Here is a 16,467-nt window from a genome sequence, read left to right as displayed (position 1 = left end):
GGCGCCTCGATCACCAGGTCCCGCTCAGCGGTGCGGCTCGAACCAGCCGTGCTCGGTGAGGTAATCCATGATCAGCTTGACCGAGTCGGGCAGCGACAGCTCGCTGGTGTCGATGGTCAGCTCCGCGTCCGCCGGCTCCTCGTACGGGTCGTCGATGCCGGTCATCCCGGTCAGCTCGCCGGCCCGCGCCTTCGCGTAGAGCCCCTTGCGGTCGCGCTGCTCGCAGACCTCCAGCGGCGTCGACACGTGCACCAGCACGAACCCGGCGCCGGCCTGGGTCGCCATCTTCCGGGCCTCGGCACGGGCGTCCGCGTACGGCGCGATCGGACAGCAGATCGCCAGCCCGCGGTGCCGGGCCACCTCGGCCGCGACCCAGCCGATCCGGCGCACGTTGCGGTCCCGGTCCGCCTTGCTGAACGTCAGGCCGGCCGACAGCTCGCGGCGCACCACGTCGCCGTCGAGCAGCGTCACCGACCGCTCGCCCGACTCGCGCACGGTGTCGGCCACGTGCCGGGCCACCGTGGACTTGCCCGAGCCGGACAGCCCGGTCAGGAACACCACCAGGCCGCGGTGCCGGCGCGGCGGGCGTGCCCGGACCAGCTCCTTCGCCACGGCCGGCGGCGTGTGCCACTCCGGCAGCGGGAAGCCCCGGTCGAGCAGGTCGTTGATCTCCAGTTGGGACAGCGCCAGCTTGCGGTTGCGCGGCGGGATGTCGTCCCGCCACCGCCACTGACCGTCCCGGCTGTCGTAGGCCAACTCGCGCGGCACCAGCACGCGCGGGCCGCCGCCGGAGAGCGAGTCACCGGTGGAGAGCAGGTGGGTCACGCCGTACGCCGCGGCCACCCGGGCCCGCAGCAGCGCGTCCGCGATCTCCTGGCCGCGCCGGGTCAGCGACACCGCGACCAGCGTCGCCGGGGGCATGCGGTCGCGCGCCGCGAAGATCGCGCGGACCAGCGCCTCCGGCGGCATGCCGTCCGGGCTGGCCTCGGCGATCGGGATCATCACCAGCAGGTGCGCGCTGAGCTGCTTCGCCGCGTGCGCGATCTGGGCGAGCTGCGGGCGGTGCAGCGGCTTGTCCGCGATCACGCCGAGCACGCGGCCCGGGGGCAGCAGCGCCTTGATCTCCTCCGGCGTCCGGCGCAGACGCTGGAACGGGCCGTGCGTGCCGTCGCCGAGCCGCCGCACGTCGCCCCCGACGCCGTACATCCCGTTCTTGGTCGGCCAGACGTCCGCGACCTCCATCGCCGCGACCGGCGCACCCTCCAGGTCGGTCAGCACGATCGCGCGCCCGACCGGGTTCGTCAGGTCCAGGCCCTCCGCGATCGAGGCCGGCACCTCCAGCGTGACCGGCGCCGGCCAGGAACGGTCGTCCGCCAGCCGGCCCCGGCGCTGCAGGCTGGTCAGATCGGCACGGCCGAGGAAGCCGGTCAGCGGGGCATAGGCGCCGGAGAGCAGCAGCTCCAGGTCGGCCAGCTCATACGCCCGGGGCGTGTATGCCGGCGCGTCCCGCAACACGTCCTCGGGCAGCAACCACCCACCGCTGTTCATCCCACCCCCAAGACCAAGTAAGGCAGACAGTCTCTCAGCAGAACGCCCGATCGTGAAAGTCGGAGGGGGGCCGAGCGACAAATCAGTACCCCGGCTCGTTGTGCCGAGGAGGTCGTCACCGCCAGGGAGGTCGCTTGCGCATGCGTCGCCGGATCCACCTGTTGCTGGCCCTGACGGCGGTCGTCGCACTGGTGGCCGGCGCGGGCCTGATCTGGTTCGGCGCGCGCGAGGACAACGACGCGCCACCGTCCGCACCGGGCACGACGCCGCCGCCACGCGCGGAGCCGGGCCGTCCCGCGCCGCCGGTGCCCGACGCGCCGGCCACCGGCGCGCCACCCGGGTCGAGCGGCCTCGGCCCCGCGCCGGCCACGTCGGCACCGGGACGGACCGACTGCCGGGTCGGGCCGAAGCTGGTGCCGACCTGCAACGTCCTGTGGGGAGCGGCGCCGGGCGCGTTCACGGAGGCGCGGGGTGCGCGGGCGCTCGCCGAGTACGAGGAGCGCACCGGTCGCACGCAGGCGGTCTACCACGCGTACCACCGGGGGACGAACGGTCTGTTCCCGACGGAGGAGGAGGTGCGGATCGCCGGTGACCCGGCCCGGCCGCGAATCCTGTTCCTGAACTGGAAGCCGTGGGACGCCAGCTGGGCGGAGATCGCCGACGGCGCCGCCGACGACTACCTGGACCGGCTGGCCGCGCACATCCGCGACACGTACACCGAGCCGTTCTTCTTCACCGTGCACCACGAGCCGGAGGAGGAGGTGCGGCCGCGCCGCGGGTCGGGGTACACCGCGCACGACTACCGGGACATGTTCCGGCACGTGGTGGGGCGGCTGCGGGCCCGCGGCGTGGACAACCTGGTCACCGTCATGGTCCACATGGCCTATGTGCCCTACACGGCGGCACCGTGGTTCGCCGACCTCTACCCGGGTGACGACGTGGTCGACTGGGTGGCCTGGGACACCTACGCCTACAGCGAGCGCGGCGAGTACGGGCACGGCGACTTCGCGGAGCTGATGAACCGGGTCTCCGGCGAGGCACCGGACTGGCCGGGCTTCTACAACTGGGCGGTGGCCCGGCACCCGGCCAAGCCGCTGATGGTCGCCGAGTGGGGCGTCTGGGCCAGCCACTCCAACCCGGGGCATCAGGCGGAGTTCTACCGCAGCGTGGGCCGCCAGATCGCCGACTTCCCCCGGATCAAGGCGCTGCTGCACTTCGACACCCCGCATGACCAGCGCGGCCGCGACTCCCGCCCGGAACGCACGTCGGACGGTCTGGCCGCCTACCGCGACCTCGGCCGGCTACCGATCTTCCAGGTCGACGTGCGCTGAGCGGCCCCGCCGGGACCGGCGGGGCCGCTCAGCGGTCAGCTGGTCTCCGAGCTCGCGGTGAACGAGCGGAGCCGGAACACCGCGTACGCCAGGCAGAGGGCCGTGACGATCACGCTCATCACGACGGTGACCGGCAGCGAGACGTTCGCGGTCAGGTACTCCGTCGGCAGGAACCGGTCGGCGTAGGTCACGGTGTACTGGCCGATGGACAGCACCCGGGTGCCGCTGACCAGGTTGCCGAGCAGGCCCTCCCAGATCAGCACGTAGAGCAGGCCGACCAGGACCGGACGCCGGCTGAGCAGGCTGAGCAGCACGAACACGGCGGAGTAGATGACCGCGCCGATCGCGGCGGCACCGGCCAGCGCGAGGCCGAAGCGGAAGTCCTGGACGAGCACGCCGGCCACGTAGAGCGGGATGGCGGCGGTGAGCGCGGTGACGCCGGACGCGACCAGGAACTTGGCCCAGACGATCTCGGCGCGGGACAGCGGCTTGGTGAGGATGTGCACGATCGTGCCGTCGTCGATCTCGGAGCCGAGCACGCCGGTGCCGACGATGAGCGCGGTGACCGGCAGCAGCACCGCGATGCCCAGCGCGTTGATCACCAGCGGTCCCCAGTCGCCGTTGTTGATGCCGGTGGCGCGCGCGAAGACGGCCAGCGCGACCAGGAGCAGCGGCAGCGGGAAGAGCAGCAGGAACCGGCGGCGGCCGAACAGCCCGCGCGCGGTCATCCAGGCGATGGTCGGGTTGAACAGCATGGTCAGGCCTCCACCAGGTAGGAGAAGACGCTCTCCAGGGACTCGTCGGACGGGGTGAGCCGGCTGACCCGGATCCCCTCCTTGAGTGCGATCTTGGGCAGTGCCCGGGTGAAGCCGCCGTAGTCGGACGCGCGCACGGTCAGCCCGGTGGCGGCCAGCTCCACGCCGGCCACGGACGGCTGCGCCATCAGCGCGACCGCGAGCCGCCGGTCGTCGGTGGAGGCGACCGCGAAGACGTGCGGCCGGTTCGCCATCAGCCGCCGGATCTCCCGGTAGTCGCCGGACGCGGCCAGCCGGCCGGCCACCATCACCTGGACGGTGCCGGAGAGCTGCTCGACCTCCTCCAGGATGTGCGAGCTGAACAGGATCGTCCGGCCCTCGGCGCCGAGCCGGTGCAACAGCTCCATCATGTGCATGCGCTGCCGCGGGTCCATACCGTTGAACGGCTCGTCCAGCAGCAGCACCTGCGGCTCGTGCACCAGCGACGCGGCCACCCGGGTGCGCTGCCGCATGCCCTTGGAGTAGGTGTCGATCCGCCGGTCCTTGAACTGGGCCATCTCCACCAGGTCGAGCGCGGCCGCGGTCGCGGCCACCGGGTCGGGCAGCTTGTGCAGGCGCGCGCTGGCCAGCACGAACTCGTGCGCGGTGAGGAAGCCGTGCACCGCCTCGCGCTCGCTGACCAGGCCCAGCTGCCGGTAGACGGCCGGGTTGCGCCAGGCGGGCTGGTCGCCGACCGTGACCGTGCCGCGGGACGGCGCGAGGAACCCGGCCATCATGTGCAGCAGCGTGGTCTTGCCGGCGCCGTTCGGGCCGAGCAGGCCGGTCACGCCCGGTTCGAGCGTCATGGTGATGTCGTTGACGGCCACCACGTTCCCGAACCAGCGGGACACGCCGTCCATGGTCACCGTGGTCACGAGGCCACCTTCCGGTATCGAACGAGCAGCAGCGAGACGCAGAGCGCGAGCAGGGCCAGCGTGACCGCGCCGTAGAGCGGGCCGAACGACCCGATGCCGAATTCCTCGGGCATGCCCTCCGGCCTGCCGAAGACCCACTGACCGACGCCGCCGACCAGCGTGGCCGGGCTGGCCAGCTGGGCGAGCTGCTGGCCGGTCTGCGTGGTGGCGAACGTGAGCACGCCGACGACCGGTGCGGTCACCAGGAACACCGCGACCGTGGCGCCGGCCGCGACCGCGCGGCGGCTGACGAACGACGACACCAGCAGCGCGATCGAGCTGTAGACCAGCGCGAAGAGCAGCGCGTACGCCAGGCCGGGCGCGAACGCCCGGGTCTCGTCCCAGACCGCGCCCATCCCGTCGCCGCTGAACGCCGCGGTCAGGAACATGATCAGCATCGGTACGCCGAGCACCGCGAAGCTGGCCGTGACCATCGCGGCCAGCTTGGCCAGCGGGTAGTCGGCGCGGCTCAGCGGCCGGGAGAAGTAGAGCGGCAGCACGCCGCTGCGCAGGTCACGGGAGACCAGCTCGGGCGCGACCACGGCGCAGAACAGGATGAGCAGCATGCTCATCTGGTCCGGGAACGTCTCGTAGGTGAGCAGCTCCATGCCGGTCTGCGACTTGACCGCGGCCGCGACCACGCCGACGACCAGCATGATGCCGGCCACCGACCAGGGGAAGATCTTCGCCTTGAACGTGCGGCCCAGCCCGAACGCGGCGCGCATGCCGTGCACGTAGAGCGCGGCGAACACGGAACCCCGGCCCAGCCGGGGGCCCTGGTAACGGCGATAGCCGATGTCGTGAATGACGGACATCAGGCGTCCTCCCTCGCGGCGAAGAGCTCGGCCACCCGGTGGCGGCGCTGCTCCAGACGGTGCAGCGGCAGGTCCAGGTCGGCGACCGCGGCCAGGATCGTGTCGTAGGCGGAGTCCGGCTCCGTGCCCAGCGGCACCAGCAGCAGCCGGCCCTCGCGGGTCGGCGGCAGACCGGCCGCGGCCAGCCGGTGGCCCAGCTCGTCGGTGCCCTCGCTGACCTCGACCGCGAGCACGTCGGTGCTGGTGGTCATGGTGGAGATCTCCGCCGAACGCAGCAGCTTGCCGCCGTCGATGGCGATCAGCGAGTCACAGATCCGCTCGACCTCGCCGAGCAGGTGCGAGCAGACCACCACGGAGATGCCGAACTCGGAGCCGATCCGCGCGATCAGGTTCAGCATCGCGTCGCGGCCGGCCGGGTCCAGGCCGTTCGTCGGCTCGTCCAGCAGCAGCAGGTCGGGGTCGTGCACCAGCGCCTGGGCCAGCTTCACCCGCTGCTTCATGCCGGTCGAGTAGCCACCGATCTGCCGGTAGCGCTCCTCGTACAGCCCGACGTGGCGCAGCGCCTCGGAGGCCCGCTCGCGCGCGGCCGTGCGCGGCAGCCCGCTTATCCGGCCGAGGTGGGTCACGAACTCGGCCGCGGACAGCTCCGGCGGCAGGCAGTCGTTCTCCGGCATGTAGCCGACGCGCTGGCGCACGTCGGCGGCCTGGGTCGTCGGGTCCAGCCCGAGCACGCGCAGGGATCCGCTGGTCGGTGCCAGCAGTCCCAGCAGCAGCTTGATCAGGGTGGACTTGCCGGCCCCGTTCGCACCGACCAGGCCGACGACGCCCGGCCCCACGCTCAGCGTCAGGTCCGACAGCGCGGTGACGCGTCCGCCGTAGACCTTCGTCAGGGATTGGGTCGCGATCAATGTCACGACGTCGAGCCTAGGCCCAGCGCGCATGCGGCGAATCAGGAATGACCCCCGGACGGACCCTCAGAAGCACGATCAAAACCCTGAGGACCCGTCCGGGTACGCCGTGGGACCGCCTGATCAGCCCGTGTTGCGCATGCCGGCCGCGATGCCGTTGACCGTGGTCAGCAGCGCCCGCTCCAGCGTGGTGGCGTCGCTGTAACCGCGCCGCGCGCCGGGCGTGGTGCCGACGGTCTGGCTCGCGCCGGTGTCGCGGTACTGACGCAGCAACGCGACCTGCAGGTGGTGCAGCGGCTCCAGGTAGGTGTCGCGCACCCCGAGCGTGCGGGACAGCACCGGGTTGCCCTCCAGCAGCCCGGTCTCGCCGGTGATCGCCAGGACCTCGCGCACGGTCCGCGCGTACTCCTCCTCGATCGTGGCGAAGATCGGCTGCAGCTCCTCCGGGACCAGCGTCGCCACGTACCGCCGGGCGATGTTCAGATCGGTCTTGGTCAGCATCATCTCGACGTTGGACAGGAACGTCCGGAAGAACTGCCAGTCCGACCACATCTCGTCGAGCACGTCGCCGAGCCCGGCCTCGCGCGCCGCGGCCAGGCCGGTGCCGACGCCGAACCAGCCGGGGACGATCTGCCGGCTCTGCGTCCAGCCGAAGACCCACGGGATCGCGCGCAGCCCGCCGAGGCCGGCGTCCGCGTTCGGCCGCTTGGCCGGGCGGGAGCCGATGTTCAGCGCGCCGAGCAGCTCGGTCGGCGTGGACGCCCAGAAGTACGCGGGCAGGTCCGGGTTCTCCACCAGCCGCCGGTACGCGGCGAACGCGGCCGCCGAGGCGGTGTCCATCGCGCCGTCCCAGCGCTCCAGGCTCTCGTCCGGCACGCGCGGCTTGGTGTGCAGCAGCGTGGCCTGCAGCACCGCGGCCACGGTCAGCTCCAGGTTCTCCCGGGCCAGCGCGGGCAGCGTGTACTTGTCGGAGATGACCTCGCCCTGCTCGGTCACCTTGATCGCGCCGTCCAGCGTGCCGTACGGCTGGGCCAGGATCGCCTCGTGTGTGGGGCCGCCACCGCGGCCGACCGTGCCGCCGCGGCCGTGGAACAGCCGCAGCCGGACGCCGTGCCGCGCGGCCACGTCACGCAGCGAGCGCTGCGCCTTGTGGATCTCCCACTGCGACGTGGTGATGCCGGCCTCCTTGTTGGAGTCCGAGTAGCCGAGCATGACCTCCTGCACGTCGCCGCGTGCCTTGACGATCGACCGGTACGCCGGCAGCGACAGCAGCTCGTCCAGCATGCGGCCGCCCGAGTTGAGCTCCGCGGGCGTCTCCAGCAGCGGCACGATGTTGATCCGCGCGCGCCTGGAGTGCACGTCGATCAGGCCGGCCTCGCGGGCCAGCACCGCGGCCGCGAGCACGTCGTCCGGGCCGAGCGTCATCGAGATGATGTACGTCTCGACCACGTCGTCGCCGAACCGCTCCTGCGCGGCCCGGATCGTGCCGAACACGTCGAACGTCTTGCGCGCCGCGTCCGTCAGCGGCGTGTCCGCGCTGGACAACGGCCGCCGTCCGGTCAGCTCCCTGGCCAGCAGCTCGGTGCGCTCCGCGCGGGTCAGCGTCGTGTAGTCGCCGACCTCGCCGACCTGCCCGTACATCTGGGCCAGCACCGCGTGGTGCGCCTCCGCGTGCTCGCGCACGTCCATCGTGGCCAGGTGCATGCCGAAGGCGGACACGCTGCGGATCGTGGAGGAGAGCCGGCCGACCGCGGTGAGCTGACCGGAGTTGCGGGCCAGCGACGCGCGGATCAGCTCCAGGTCACCGATCAGCTCCTCGGTGCCGAGGTAGTCCCGGCCCGGCACGTGCGGCGTGCTCTGCGACAGCCGCTTGCGCGTGTTCGCCAGCTTCGCCTTGATGCAGCGGATCTTCAGCCGGTACGGCTCCTCCGCGTTCACCCGGCGGAACCGCGGCGCCACCTCGGGCAGCGCGTCCAGGTCCTTGGCCAGGCTGGCGGAGAGGTCGAGCGAGACGCCGCGCAGCCGCCGGGACACGGAGATCTCCGTGATCAGCTTGTCCATCGCGGCCTCGGTGGCCTGGATGCCGTGCTCGTGCTGGATGATCAGCACGTCCCGGGTGACCGCCGGCGTGACGAACGGGTTCCCGTCCCGGTCGCCGCCGATCCAGGTGCCGAACGTGATCGGCCGCGCGGTCGGCGACGTCTCCACGCCCAGCGAGCGCAGCGTCTCGGACAGGTCGTCGAGCACCTGCGGCGCCGCGTCCGCGTAGAGGTCCTTCAGGTAGAAGACCGCGTTGCGTGCCTCGTCCGTCGGGTCCGGCCGGTCCAGGCGCAGCTCGTCGGTCTGCCAGATCAGGTCGATGAGCTCGGCCAGCCGGCGGGACGCGGGCCCGTTGTCCTTCGCGCCGTAGAGCACGGCCGCGGCCTGCTCCGCGTCCAGCTGGTCGGCGAGCGCGCGCAGCTTGGTCAGCACGGACCGGCGGGAGGCCTCGGTCGGGTGCGCGGTGAAGACCGGGCGGATCGCGAGCCGGCGGGCCGCGGTGGCGATCTCGTCGGCCGGGACGCCGGCCTCCGCGATCAGCTTCGCCGCCTGGTCCAGCCAGCCGCCCGAGGTGGCGCGCTGCCGGCGCAGGTCACGCGAGCGGTGCACCTGCTCGGTGATGTTCGCCAGGTGGAAGTAGGTGGAGAACGCCCGGGCCAGCTGGGTGCCGGTGGTGACCTCCATGGCCGCCAGCCGGGAGGCCGCGGCGTCCGCGTCCGTGCGCACCTGCGCGCGGATCTCCTCGACCAGGTCGAGCAGCGGCTTGCCCTCCTGCCGCGCCAGGGTCTGCCCCAGCAGCGTGCCGAGCCGGCGGATGTCGGCGCGGAGTGCGGCGTCCGGACCGTCGTGGTCGCTGTGCCCTGCACCGGAAAGCTGTTCGGTCACAGAAAGCGCTCCTCCCATGCGAACGAAGGACAGCGCTGTCCGACTTGTGCGCGATCGTATCGGCGACGCGTAGCGCTGTGGTCACCGTGGTGAGCCACGTCTCAAGCTGTGGGCCCGGTTACCACCCTATGACGGCTCCGCGACGGCGTCGTGGCGTTCCCGCGCCTCGATCATCGCGTCGGTGTTGCTGCCGAACCAGATCATCATCGCGCACAGCGGCTCGGCCAGGCCCTCGCCGAGCCCGGTCAGGCGGTAGGTGACCTGCGGCGGCACGGTCGGCTCGACGTCCCGGGCGACCAGGCCGTGGCGGACCAGCGCCCGGAGGTTCTGGGACAGCATCTTCTGGCTGATGCCGCCGACCGTGCGGTGCAGCGCGGAGAAGCGGTGCGGGCCGGTGATCAGCGCCGCGATGATCAGCGTGCCCCATCGCGTGGTGACCTGATCCATGATCGGCCGCGACGGGCACCGGTTGTCGAAGGTGTCACCGGCCAGCAGGCGGTATGCGGACCTGAGCTGCTCACTCACTGCCATGCACCTACCTTACAAAAAGGTACGTACTTCCCCACGGTGACCAGCTCTCCTAGCGTCACCGGCCATGGACATCTGTCTGCAGGACCGGACGGCCGTCGTCACCGGGGCGTCGAAGGGCATCGGCGCGCGGATCGCCGTGGACCTCGCGGCGGCCGGCGCCGCGGTCGTCGTCAACTACCGCACCGACGCGGCCGGCGCGGACCGCGTGGTCGAGGCGATCACCGAGGCGGGCGGCCGCGCGCTCGCGGTCCGCGCGGACGTCAGCCGGAGCGCGGACGTGACCGCGCTGTTCGAGGCCGCGCGGGACGCGTTCGGCACGGTCGGGATCCTGGTCAACAACGCGGCGATCAGCGTCTTCGGGCCGATCGAGGCGATCACCGAGGAGGACTACCGCCGGCACGTGGACATCAACCTGTGGGGCACGCTGCTGACCATGCGCACGCTGGCCGGTCAGCCCGGCCTCGGCCACGCGTCGATCATCAACGTGTCGACCGCGGGCACGACGTTCCACCCGCCGTACGGCGCGCTCTACGTCGCCACGAAGGCGGCCGTGAACGCGGCGACGCTGGTCGCGGCCGCGGAACTCGGCCCGCGTGGGATCCGGGTCAACGCGCTGCTGCCCGGCTACTCGGACACCGAGGGCACGCGCGCGATGGGCTTCGTCGGCTCACCCGCCGCCGACCAGGCCGTCTCCGGCGTCCCGCTGGGCCGCCTCGGCACCCCCGGCGACTACGGACCACCGGCGGTCTTCCTCGCCTCGGACGCGGCCCGCTTCATCACCGGCGCGGTCGTCCACGTCAGCGGCGGAAGACGCTGATCGCGAGCCCCGCGCCCCGGCGCCTGATCTTCGTGACGCGCGCCGGCCGGGGTTCCGTGACGTGCGCCTGGAGTCGTTGCCTTCGCCGGAGGCGGCGCTGGTGCCGGTCGGGCCGGTCAGGGGCCCGTGACGTGCGCCGGCCGATCCCCGGTCGCCGCCGCGCGCCGGACCGCGGGCCGGGGCGAGCGTCGTGCGGGCCGGGCGGGTCGCGGGTGTGCCGGACCACGGCGGGACCGGCAGGGAGGCCGCCCGCGGCCGACCGGTGCCCGCGGGAGCACTCGGAGCGCGCCCACGCCGGAAGCGGGAACCCGGTCCTATGCCGTTTCCTGTTCCGCGGTTCTGATCGCCTCCGCGTGGGCCAGGGCGGCGCGGCGCAGCAGGGCCTCGGCGTCGAGACCCGCGGCGCGCGCCGCGGCCACCCGGCGCAGCAGCTCGGAGCCGAGATCAAGGGCTTCCGGCAGCGGTACGGCGACGCCCGCGCGCTCCGCCCGCTGGAGGATCTTGGCGGCGAGCGCGAGCGCGGGCTGGGAGAGCGCGATGCCGTCCATCGCGGACGCGCGGGACTTCTCCGCGCGCTTGATCTGCTCCCAGTTCTCGATGATCTCCTCGACGCCGCTGACCTCGGTGTCCGCGAAGACGTGCGGGTTGCGGCGGATCATCTTCTCGACCAGCGTGCCGGCCACGTCGTCGACGGTCCAGCGCTCGCCGTCCGGCAGTTCCTCGGCCAGGCGCGCGTGCAGCACCACCTGGAGCAGCACGTCGCCGAGCTCCTCGCGCAGCGTGTCCAGGTCGCCGGTCTCGATCGCGTCGTACGCCTCGTAGGCCTCCTCCAGCAGGTACTGCGCGAGCGTGGCGTGCGTCTGCTGCCGCTTCCACGGGTCGCCGCCGGGGGAGGCCAGCCGGTCGATCACCGTGACCGCGTCCAGCAGGCGCGCGCCCGGCGGGTCCCACGAGCCGTAGCGCAGCTCCAGTTCGGCCAGGCCGGGCTCGCGGGCCAGGCGCAGGCCGAGCGTGCGGGCCATGTCCTGGTCACCGGTGGGCCCGGCCAGCCAGACCACGGTGCCGTGCGCGGCCGCGGCGGCCAGCACCGGCGCCGGGTCGGCGTCGACCACGGTGACCTCCGCGCCGGCCGCTCGCAGCGCGTGGACCTGCGCGTTCTCCTCGGAGGCGAGCACCGGGTGGCGGCGGACCAGGTCCCAGGCGTCGGCGGTCAGCAGGCCCGCGGGCAGGCGCGGAGAGGTGACGAGCAGGACGATCTGCGGCATGCCGACCAGCATGCCGCAGGCGGTCAGCCGGCCGTGACGACGGTCCGGTCCACCAGGTACGGCATCCGGTACGGGAACGACTGGCTGTTCGCCGACGCGATCATGGGCACCGCGACCGGCAGGTACTTCGGGTTGACCACCGCGCCGGCCCGCTCCGCCTCGTCGCGCAGCAGGTCGGCGACGGACAGCGGCACGCTTGCGAACTCGCCGCCGCCGAACTGCTCGCGGACCACCGGCACGGACAGTCCCGGGTCGATCGCGCGCGCGTCGACCAGCGCGTCGTAGACGGTCATCATCCGCTCGTCGGTGACCTCGGCCGGCGCGACGTCGTCCTGCAGCGTGCCGTACAGCCGGTACCACTCCCGGTAGAGCGCGACGTAGCGCGTCTCGGCCGGCACGCCGAGCACGGACTCGACCAGCTCGGCCGGCACCTCGGGGCCGGTGGCGGTCAGGTTGCGCGCCTCTGCGGCCCGGCGGCCCAGGTCGAGCGTGAGCAGCAGGTCGACCACGTGCCGCCGGGTGATCGGCAGGCTCGGCCGCTCCAGCTGCTCGCCGGGTTCACCGGGTGCGTCGGCCGCGGCCGCGGCCAGCGCGGCCTGGTCGGCGTCGAACGCCGCGCGCGCCTCCTCGAAGATCGCGTCGACGGTGCGCTGGCTGTACGTCTCGTCGCCGACGTAGGCGGCCACGGCCGGGCTCTGCTGGGCGCAGCCGGTGAGGGCGAGCGCGGCGGCGCAGAGAAAAGCCACATAACGGGCAGGTCGCATAGAGATCACTCTATCACGTGACGAGATGATCACTCTGCGACGCGCCGACCGCGGGTGCCCGTCGAGGCGTTGTCCACGGTGCCTCGTCGAGGCGTTGTCCACGGGTGCGGACGACGCCTCGACGAGGTGGGGCGGACGGCTCAGCGCGCGGCGGCGACCGGCTCGCCGAGCACGTCCTTGAGCAGCTGCGCGCACCAGTCCAGCAGCGCCTGGTCGCGGACCGGCTCGCCGCCGATCCGGCGGGTCATCGGCCGGGGCACGCTCACCTGGTCGGTCGCGTGCTTGTAGACCGAGTCCGGGTGGTACCGCTTGAGCCGCATCTGCTTCGAGTCCGGCAGCGACAACGGCGCGAGCCGCACGTGCTTGCCCTGCAGCGTCACCTCGGTCAGCCCGTAGGCCTTCGCGACCAGCCGGAACCGCGCGACCGCCAGCAGGTTCGCCACCGGGGCCGGCGGCTCGCCGTACCGGTCGGTCATCTCCGCGACGATCTCCTTCAGCGCCACCTCGTCGCGCGCCTCGGCCAGCTTCCGGTACATCTCCAGGCGCAGCCGCTCCACGCCGATGTAGTCGTGCGGCAGGTGCGCGTCCACCGGTAGGTCGATCTTGACCTCCTGGACCTCCTCCGGCCGCTCGCCCTTGAACTGTGACACCGCCTCGCCGACCATCCGCACGTAGAGGTCGAAGCCGACGCCCTCGATGTGCCCGGACTGCTCGCCGCCGAGCAGGTTGCCGGCGCCGCGGATCTCCAGGTCCTTCATCGCCACGTACATGCCGGCGCCCAGCTCGGTGTGCTGCGCGATGGTGGCCAGCCGCTCGTGCGCGTGCTCGGTCAGCGGCTTCTCGCGCGGGTAGAGGAAGTACGCGTACGCCCGCTCCCGCCCACGCCCGACCCGGCCGCGGATCTGGTGCAGCTGGGCCAGGCCGAGCAGGTCGGCGCGCTCCACGATCAGCGTGTTCGCGTTCGGGATGTCGATGCCGGACTCCACGATCGTGGTGCAGACCAGGACGTCGAACTCCTTCTCCCAGAAGCCGACCATGACCCGCTCCAGCGCCTCCTCGGACATCTGCCCGTGCGCCACCGCGACCCGCGCCTCCGGCACCAGCTCGCGCAGCTTCCGCGCGGCCCGGTCGATCGACTCGACCCGGTTGTGCAGGTAGAACACCTGACCGTCGCGGAGCAGCTCGCGGTGGATGGTCGCGGCGATCTGCTTCTCGTCGGACGGGCCGACGAACGTGAGCACCGGGTGCCGCTCCTCCGGCGGGGTGGCGATGGTGGACATCTCCCGGATGCCGGTGATCGCCATCTCCAGCGTGCGGGGGATCGGCGTGGCGGACATGGTCAGCACGTCCACGCTGGCCCGCAGCGTCTTCAGGTGCTCCTTGTGCTCGACGCCGAACCGCTGCTCCTCGTCCACGATGACCAGGCCGAGCTGCTTGAACCGGGCGGCGGCGGAGAGCAGCCGGTGGGTGCCGATCACGATGTCGGCGGTGCCCTCCGCGGCCATGCTCAGCGTCTGCTCCGCCTCCTTCGGCGTCTGGAACCGGGACAGCTGCCGGATCTCCACCGGGAACTGCGACATCCGCTCGGCGAACGTGTTGTAGTGCTGCTGGGCCAGCAGCGTGGTCGGCACCAGCACCGCCACCTGCTTGCCGTCCTGCACCGCCTTGAACGCGGCCCGGACCGCGATCTCGGTCTTGCCGTAACCCACGTCGCCGCAGATCAGCCGGTCCATCGGGACCTGCTGCATCATGTCGTGCTTGACCTCTTCGATCGCGGCCAGCTGGTCCGGCGTCTCCTGGTACGGGAACGCGTCCTCCAGCTCGCGCTGCCACGGCGTGTCCGGGCCGAACGCGTGGCCCTTCTGCGCCTGGCGGGCCGCGTACAACTGGATGAGCGACGCGGCGATCTCCTTGACCGCCTTCTTCGCCCGCGCCTTCGCCTTCTGCCAGTCGCTGCCGCCCATCTTGTGCAGCGTGGGCGCCTCACCGCCGACGTAGCGGGACAGCTGGTCCAGCTGGTCGGTCGGCACGAACAGCCGGTCGCCGGGCTGCCCCTTCTTGGCCGGCGCGTACTCGATCACCAGGTACTCGCGGTCGGCGCCGTTGACCTTCCGCTGGACCAGCTCCACGTACCGCCCGATGCCGTGCTGTTCGTGCACCACGTGGTCGCCGGCCTTCAGCTCCAGCGGATCGATCGTGTTGCGGCGGCGGGACGGCATCTTGCCCATCGCCTTGGTGGTCGCGCCCCGGCCACCGGTCACGTCGTTGCCGGTCACCACCGCGATCCGGGCGCGCTCGTCGACGAAGCCGTGGTTCAGCCCGCCGCAGACGATCGTGATCTGCCCGGCCGCCGGCGCGTCCGACAGGTCGTCCGTGGTCACCGTGCCCAGGCCGGCGTCGCGCAGCACCTCGGCCGCGCGGTTGGCCGGCCCCTTCGCCTCGAAGACCAGCACCACCGACCAGCCGTCGCCGGCCCAGCGCTTCAGGTCGTCGACCAGCCGCCCGGTCTCGCCGTGGTAGAGCGGCGCGGCCTGCGCGGCCAGCGCGATGTCGTCCCCCGCGTCGGGCGTGACCTCGACCCGCACCGGCTCTTCCCACGGCGCGGCCCCGGCCTCGGCCCCGGCCTCGGTGGCGGCCTCGGCGGCGGCCAGCCCGAACGGCGACACCGACCACCACGGCTGGCCGAGCCGGGCCGCCTCCGCGCGCACGTCCGACAGGCTGCGGAACGCGGCCGCGCCGACGTCGATCGGTGCCTCGCCGCCGACCGCGGCCGCGGCCCAGCTGGCCTGCAGGAACTCCTCGCTGGTCCGGACCAGGTCGTGCGCCCGGGTGCGGATCCGCTCCGGGTCGCAGAGCAGCACGTGCGTGTCCCGCGGCATGCAGTCCAGCAGCAGCTCCATGCTGTCCGTGCCGTCCAGCAGCGCCGGGGCCAGCGACTCCATGCCCTCGACCGGGATGCCCTCGGCCAGCTTCGTCAGGATCTCGCCCAGCTCCGGGTGCGCCGCGGCCAGCGCGGCGGCGCGCTCGCGCACGTGCGGCGTGAGCAGCAGCTCCCGGCACGGCGGCGCGAACAGCTCGGTGGCCGGCTCGATGGTGCGCTGGTCGGCCACCGCGAACGTGCGGATCTCCTCGACCTCGTCGCCCCAGAACTCCACGCGCGACGGGTGCTCGTCGGTCGGCGGGAACACGTCCAGGATGCCGCCGCGCACCGCGAACTCGCCGCGCTTGGTGACCAGGTCGACCCGCGCGTACGCCAGGTCGACCAGCCGCTCGACCGTCTCCTCCAGGCCGGCCTCGCCGCCCGGCCGCAGCACCACCGGCTCCAGGTCGCCGAGGCCCTTGAGCTGCGGTTGCAGCACCGACCGGACCGGCGCGACCACGACCCGGACCGGACCGGCCTCGCCCGGGTGCGCGAGCCGGCGCAGCACGGCCAGCCGCTTGCCGACCGTGTCCGACCGGGGGGAGAGGCGCTCGTGCGGCAGCGTCTCCCAGGCCGGGAACGCCACCACCTGCTCCGCCGGGATCAGGCAGCCCAGCGCGTCGACCAGGTCGTCCGCCTCGCGGGAGGTGGCGGTCACCGCGAGGACCGGGCGCCCGGCACCGCCGGACGGCACGGCGGCCGCGACGGTGGCCACGATGAACGGCCGCAGCGGCGCCGGCGCGGTCAGGCCCAGCTCGGCCGCCTCCGGCCCGCCGGTGCGGGCGAGATCGCGGGCGCGGGCCAGGCCACCGTCGGCGAGCGCGGCGGGAAGGAGACCGGCGAGCTTCATTGCAAATCCCCCGTACGGCACGACTGCCCTGGTCAGGACACGGTGCCCTGGTGAGAACACGGCGTTTACCCCGCGCCCGGTCCGG

General features: G+C 72.8%; 12 protein-coding genes. 2 read left to right on the top strand and 10 right to left on the bottom strand.

Annotation, left to right across the window (positions count from 1 at the left end):
* Positions 1-24: 24 nt before the first annotated feature.
* Positions 25-1,548, bottom strand: a complete 1,524-nt coding sequence (gene cysC / locus J2S44_RS14935) for an adenylyl-sulfate kinase (RefSeq protein WP_310413629.1) — start codon at positions 1,546-1,548, stop codon at positions 25-27.
* 140 nt (positions 1,549-1,688) lie between these two features.
* Between cysC and J2S44_RS14930 the strand changes: the two genes are divergently transcribed.
* Positions 1,689-2,879 carry a glycosyl hydrolase gene (locus tag J2S44_RS14930; RefSeq protein ID WP_310413626.1) on the top strand — a complete coding sequence of 397 codons (1,191 nt, stop codon included), beginning with the start codon at positions 1,689-1,691 and terminating at the stop codon, positions 2,877-2,879.
* Between the two features lie 35 nt (positions 2,880-2,914).
* Here the strand turns inward: J2S44_RS14930 and J2S44_RS14925 are convergent, their stop codons facing one another.
* The 6 genes from J2S44_RS14925 to J2S44_RS14900 form a co-directional block, all read right to left on the bottom strand.
* Positions 2,915-3,634 (bottom strand): ABC transporter permease, encoded by a 720-nt coding sequence (locus tag J2S44_RS14925; RefSeq protein WP_310413623.1) that lies wholly within the window; start codon positions 3,632-3,634, stop codon positions 2,915-2,917.
* A gap of 2 nt (positions 3,635-3,636) precedes the next feature.
* On the bottom strand, positions 3,637-4,533 hold the full coding sequence (locus J2S44_RS14920; RefSeq protein WP_310429671.1) for an ABC transporter ATP-binding protein: 897 nt from the start codon (positions 4,531-4,533) through the stop codon (positions 3,637-3,639).
* Between the two features lie 11 nt (positions 4,534-4,544).
* Positions 4,545-5,402 carry an ABC transporter permease gene (locus J2S44_RS14915; protein WP_310413620.1) on the bottom strand — a complete coding sequence of 286 codons (858 nt, stop codon included), beginning with the start codon at positions 5,400-5,402 and terminating at the stop codon, positions 4,545-4,547.
* The gene (locus J2S44_RS14910) at positions 5,402-6,316 is read right to left on the bottom strand and encodes an ABC transporter ATP-binding protein (RefSeq protein WP_310413617.1); all 915 of its coding nucleotides are present in this window, start codon (positions 6,314-6,316) and stop codon (positions 5,402-5,404) included. Before J2S44_RS14910 ends, J2S44_RS14915 begins: the two co-directional genes overlap by 1 nt.
* A gap of 117 nt (positions 6,317-6,433) precedes the next feature.
* Positions 6,434-9,235, bottom strand: a complete 2,802-nt coding sequence (gene ppc / locus J2S44_RS14905) for a phosphoenolpyruvate carboxylase (protein ID WP_374727844.1) — start codon at positions 9,233-9,235, stop codon at positions 6,434-6,436.
* Positions 9,236-9,361: 126 nt separating this feature from the next.
* Positions 9,362-9,766, bottom strand: a complete 405-nt coding sequence (locus J2S44_RS14900) for a winged helix-turn-helix transcriptional regulator (RefSeq protein ID WP_310413611.1) — start codon at positions 9,764-9,766, stop codon at positions 9,362-9,364.
* Positions 9,767-9,830: 64 nt separating this feature from the next.
* Here J2S44_RS14900 and J2S44_RS14895 point away from each other — a divergent pair, with 64 nt between their 5' ends.
* Positions 9,831-10,583: an SDR family NAD(P)-dependent oxidoreductase gene (locus J2S44_RS14895; RefSeq protein ID WP_310413608.1), complete on the top strand. Its 753-nt coding sequence runs from the start codon at positions 9,831-9,833 to the stop codon at positions 10,581-10,583.
* Between the two features lie 314 nt (positions 10,584-10,897).
* On the opposite strand, the gene J2S44_RS14890 is transcribed toward J2S44_RS14895, so the two are convergent.
* The 3 genes from J2S44_RS14890 to mfd form a co-directional block, all read right to left on the bottom strand.
* On the bottom strand, positions 10,898-11,848 hold the full coding sequence (locus J2S44_RS14890) for a nucleoside triphosphate pyrophosphohydrolase (RefSeq protein ID WP_310413604.1): 951 nt from the start codon (positions 11,846-11,848) through the stop codon (positions 10,898-10,900).
* Positions 11,849-11,871: 23 nt separating this feature from the next.
* Positions 11,872-12,612 carry a hypothetical protein gene (locus J2S44_RS14885; protein ID WP_310413601.1) on the bottom strand — a complete coding sequence of 247 codons (741 nt, stop codon included), beginning with the start codon at positions 12,610-12,612 and terminating at the stop codon, positions 11,872-11,874.
* Between the two features lie 140 nt (positions 12,613-12,752).
* Positions 12,753-16,382, bottom strand: a complete 3,630-nt coding sequence (gene mfd, locus J2S44_RS14880) for a transcription-repair coupling factor (RefSeq protein WP_310413598.1) — start codon at positions 16,380-16,382, stop codon at positions 12,753-12,755.
* Positions 16,383-16,467: the final 85 nt, after the last annotated feature.

Source organism: Catenuloplanes niger (genome assembly GCF_031458255.1).
Taxonomy (GTDB): domain Bacteria; phylum Actinomycetota; class Actinomycetes; order Mycobacteriales; family Micromonosporaceae; genus Catenuloplanes; species Catenuloplanes niger.
Note: the sequence above shows the minus strand (reverse complement) of the source record. Positions and strands in the feature narration are given on the sequence as shown.

What these genes read in the sequence shown, in the direction of transcription:
- cysC (WP_310413629.1), bottom strand. Translation starts at nt 1,548, where the DNA reads ATGAACAGCGGTGGGTGGTTGCTGCCCGAGGACGTGTTGCGGGACGCG.
- J2S44_RS14930 (WP_310413626.1), top strand. Translation starts at nt 1,689, where the DNA reads ATGCGTCGCCGGATCCACCTGTTGCTGGCCCTGACGGCGGTCGTCGCA.
- J2S44_RS14925 (WP_310413623.1), bottom strand. Translation starts at nt 3,634, where the DNA reads ATGCTGTTCAACCCGACCATCGCCTGGATGACCGCGCGCGGGCTGTTC.
- J2S44_RS14920 (WP_310429671.1), bottom strand. Translation starts at nt 4,533, where the DNA reads ATGGACGGCGTGTCCCGCTGGTTCGGGAACGTGGTGGCCGTCAACGAC.
- J2S44_RS14915 (WP_310413620.1), bottom strand. Translation starts at nt 5,402, where the DNA reads ATGTCCGTCATTCACGACATCGGCTATCGCCGTTACCAGGGCCCCCGG.
- J2S44_RS14900 (WP_310413611.1), bottom strand. Translation starts at nt 9,766, where the DNA reads ATGGCAGTGAGTGAGCAGCTCAGGTCCGCATACCGCCTGCTGGCCGGT.
- J2S44_RS14895 (WP_310413608.1), top strand. Translation starts at nt 9,831, where the DNA reads ATGGACATCTGTCTGCAGGACCGGACGGCCGTCGTCACCGGGGCGTCG.
- J2S44_RS14890 (WP_310413604.1), bottom strand. Translation starts at nt 11,848, where the DNA reads ATGCCGCAGATCGTCCTGCTCGTCACCTCTCCGCGCCTGCCCGCGGGC.
- J2S44_RS14885 (WP_310413601.1), bottom strand. Translation starts at nt 12,612, where the DNA reads ATGCGACCTGCCCGTTATGTGGCTTTTCTCTGCGCCGCCGCGCTCGCC.
- mfd (WP_310413598.1), bottom strand. Translation starts at nt 16,382, where the DNA reads ATGAAGCTCGCCGGTCTCCTTCCCGCCGCGCTCGCCGACGGTGGCCTG.